At 69.2% G+C, this 2,996-nt stretch carries 2 protein-coding genes; both read right to left on the reverse strand.

Annotated elements, in window-relative coordinates; genetic code table 11:
- Nucleotides 1-68: 68 nt before the first annotated feature.
- Entirely contained in the window at nucleotides 69-1,709 is a 1,641-nt protein-coding gene (locus tag F3J10_RS35085; protein ID WP_025098789.1) for a methyl-accepting chemotaxis protein, read from the reverse strand.
- Nucleotides 1,710-2,234: 525 nt separating this feature from the next.
- Nucleotides 2,235-2,978 (reverse strand): ABC transporter permease, encoded by a 744-nt coding sequence (locus tag F3J10_RS35090; RefSeq protein WP_240155803.1) that lies wholly within the window; start codon nucleotides 2,976-2,978, stop codon nucleotides 2,235-2,237.
- Between the last annotated feature and the right edge of the window lie 18 nt (nucleotides 2,979-2,996).

A 2,996-nucleotide genomic window follows, 5' to 3' on the forward strand; every position in this document is an offset into this window, starting at 1 on the left:
CTGGCCGCGTCGCCGGGCGCCGCGCGCGGCCTGGCTCGCGCCGTCGCGAAACAGGCAGGGCGCGGGGCTCATGCCGGCACCATGCGCCAGTTGGCGCGGCCGGGCCGGCGCTCGCCGCCGTCGAGGCCATCGATGCCGCTCGCCCGTTCCTGCGCGATCCGGAAGGTCGCCACCGTCTCGTCGAGTTGCCGTCCCTGGGTCTCGAGCGACTTCGAGGCCGCCGCGGCCTGCTCGACCAGGGCCGCGTTCTGCTGGGTGGTCTCGTCCATCTGGGTGATGGTCAGGTTGACCTGGTCGATGCCGCGGCTCTGCTCGGAGGAGGCGGCGGCGATCTCGCCCATGATGTCGGTCACGCGCGCCACCGCCTGGGTCACCTCGTCCATGGTCCTGCCGGCCTCGTCGGCGAGCACCGCGCCGTCCTGCACGGTCTGCACCGAGGCCGTGATCAGCTCCTTGATCTCCTTGGCCGCGCCCGAGGAGCGCTGGGCCAGCGCGCGCACCTCGCTGGCCACCACCGCGAAGCCGCGGCCCTGTTCGCCGGCGCGCGCCGCCTCGACCGCCGCGTTGAGCGCGAGGATGTTGGTCTGGAACGCGATGCCCTCGATCATGCCGGTGATCTCGGCGATCTTCGAGGAGCGTTCGCCCAGGTCGTTCATGGTGTCGACCACGCGCCCCACCGCGTGGCTGCCGCGCTGCGCGACCTCGGAGGCGCTGCTGGCCAGCGTGCTGGCCTGCTGGGCGTTTTCCGCGTTCAGGCGCACGGTCGAGGTGAACTGCTCCATGGTGGCCGCGGTTTCCTGCAGCGAGGCCGCCTGTTCCTCGGTGCGCTGGCTCAGGTCGACGTTGCCGGCGGCGATCTCGCCCACCGCCAGCGCGATGCCCGAGCTGCCCTCGCGCACGCGGCTGACGATGCCGGCCAGGCGCGTGTTCATGGTGTCGAGCGCGTCGAGCAGGTCGCGCGTCTCGTCGTGGCCGCGTACCTCGATGTGGCTGGTCAGGTCGCCGTCGGCGACGGTGCGCGCCACGCGCACCGCCTCGGACAGCGGCCGCGTGATCGAGCGGGTGATCGCCACCCCGGCCAGCGCGGCCAGCGCGACGGCCGCAGCACAGATTCCCAGCATCAGGTTGCGCGCGGTGTCGTAGCGTTCCACGCCGGCCTGCGCGAGCGCGCTCTCGCGTTCGCGCGTGTAGCTCGCGTAGGCGTCGGTGGCGCGCACCAGCTCGGCCAGCAGCGGCCGGCACTTGTCGTCGATCGCGGCGATCGCGTCCTCGCGCTGGCCGGCCAGCGCCTGCTGGACGATCGCCAGCGCCACCGGCCCGTAGCGGCTCTCGACGTTGGCGATGTCGGCGGCGAGCTGGCGTGCCTCGGGCGTGGTGTCGCTCGCGCTGGCGAGCATCGACTGGAGCTGGGCCAGGTAGCGCTGCACGTCGGCATGCGCGCGCTCGACGTCGGCTTTTTCCAGGGCGATATCGTCGGGCTTGGTCACCAATACCAGGTTGCGCGCCGCGATCGCGCGCCGGTCGACCGCCATGCGGATCTGCGCCGCGGTATTGGCGCGCGCGTTCACGCCGGCCGTGTAGCGGGTGAAGGCGAGATTGGCGTCCGAGAGCGCATGCAGCGCGAATGCCGAGACGCCCACCACGATCGCCGCGAGTATGCCGAAACCGCCGAGCAGTTTATGTTTGATGCCCAGCCTGAGAATTTTCATGGTGGCCTCTTCAATTGGGGTTCGAGACGAAAACGGGCGTGACGAGTGCCTGTCGTAATCGCGTTAACGGGACATTTGTTTTTTTCTTTACCTTCCGGAACCCGAATAGTGTTGACCCCGATCATGAGAATCGCGTGGCGATACTAAATAGCTTATTCATAGGCGAAAGTGCTTGATGGTAGCGGAATTCAAGGATGCTTTCTGGGATATTACAAGCGCGGCCGGGCAGGCAATTTCGCGAGGATGATCGGTCAATCGTTTGCGCACCAATTGTCATACGAGATATTTCATTCCCGTATTTCAGGTAGTGGCGGATGAATATCGAAATCGAAAGCATTTCGGAAAATCGATAGGAGAATATGGAAAGCGCCATCGATTATTCATGGATGAAACGATCGATTGATTTTTGCGGGGAAATCGGCGGATTGGCACGCGGCGCGAATCGTTCCTGGCGAATGCCGCGGCCTTGCCTTGTCTCGATCGTGCCGGTGCCGGCGCCGAATGGCGCGGCGCGAGGCGGCTGGCTCAGCCGCGCGTCGTCCGCCCGCCTGCCGCGCCCTGGGCGGGCGCCAGCCACCGGCCGGCGAAGCCGAGCGCGTCGTAGACCAGCACCGCCAGCAGCGCGACGATCACGCCGCCTTGCAGCACGAAGGCGGTGTTCGAGGTCTGCAGGCCGGCGATGATCACGTCGCCGAGCCCCTTGGCGGCCACCGTCGAGCCGATCGTCGCGGTGCCGAGGTTGATCACCACGGCCAGCCGCACGCCGTTGAGGATGACCGGCGCGGCCAGCGGCAGCTCGATCGACAGAAGCCGCTGCCGCTCGCTCATGCCCATGCCGCGCGCGGCCTCGAGGGTGGCGGGCGCGATCGAGCCCAGGCCGGCGAGGGTGCTCTCGAACACCGGCAGCAGGCCGTAGAGCGTCAGCGCGAGCAGCACCGGCTTGGCGCCGAAGCCGACCGCCGGCACCGCCAGCGCGAGCACCGCCACCGGCGGGAAGGTCTGGCCGAGGTTGGCGATGCTGCGCGCCACCGGCAGGAAATCGGCGCCGGCCGGGCGCGTCACGGCGATCCCGGCCAGCATCGCCAGCGCCGAGCCGATCAGGCTGGAGGCGGCCACGATCGCCAGGTGGGAGAGGGTGAGATCGACCAGGCTCGCGCGGTCGTAGATGGCCGGCGCGCCGTGCTCGGCGAGCGGCGCGAACAGCGGCTGCAGCCAGTCGGGCCGCCCGATCAGCACCAGCAGGGCGGCCAGCGCGGCGAGCCGCGCCAGGGCGGCGAAGACGCGGCC

It is taken from the genome of Burkholderia sp. Cy-637, assembly GCF_011753175.1.
Lineage (GTDB): Bacteria > Pseudomonadota > Gammaproteobacteria > Burkholderiales > Burkholderiaceae > Burkholderia > Burkholderia gladioli.

Bases quoted from the DNA above. Each gene is read 5' to 3' on its own strand.
- F3J10_RS35085 (WP_025098789.1), bottom strand. From the start codon at position 1,709: ATGAAAATTCTCAGGCTGGGCATCAAACATAAACTGCTCGGCGGTTTC.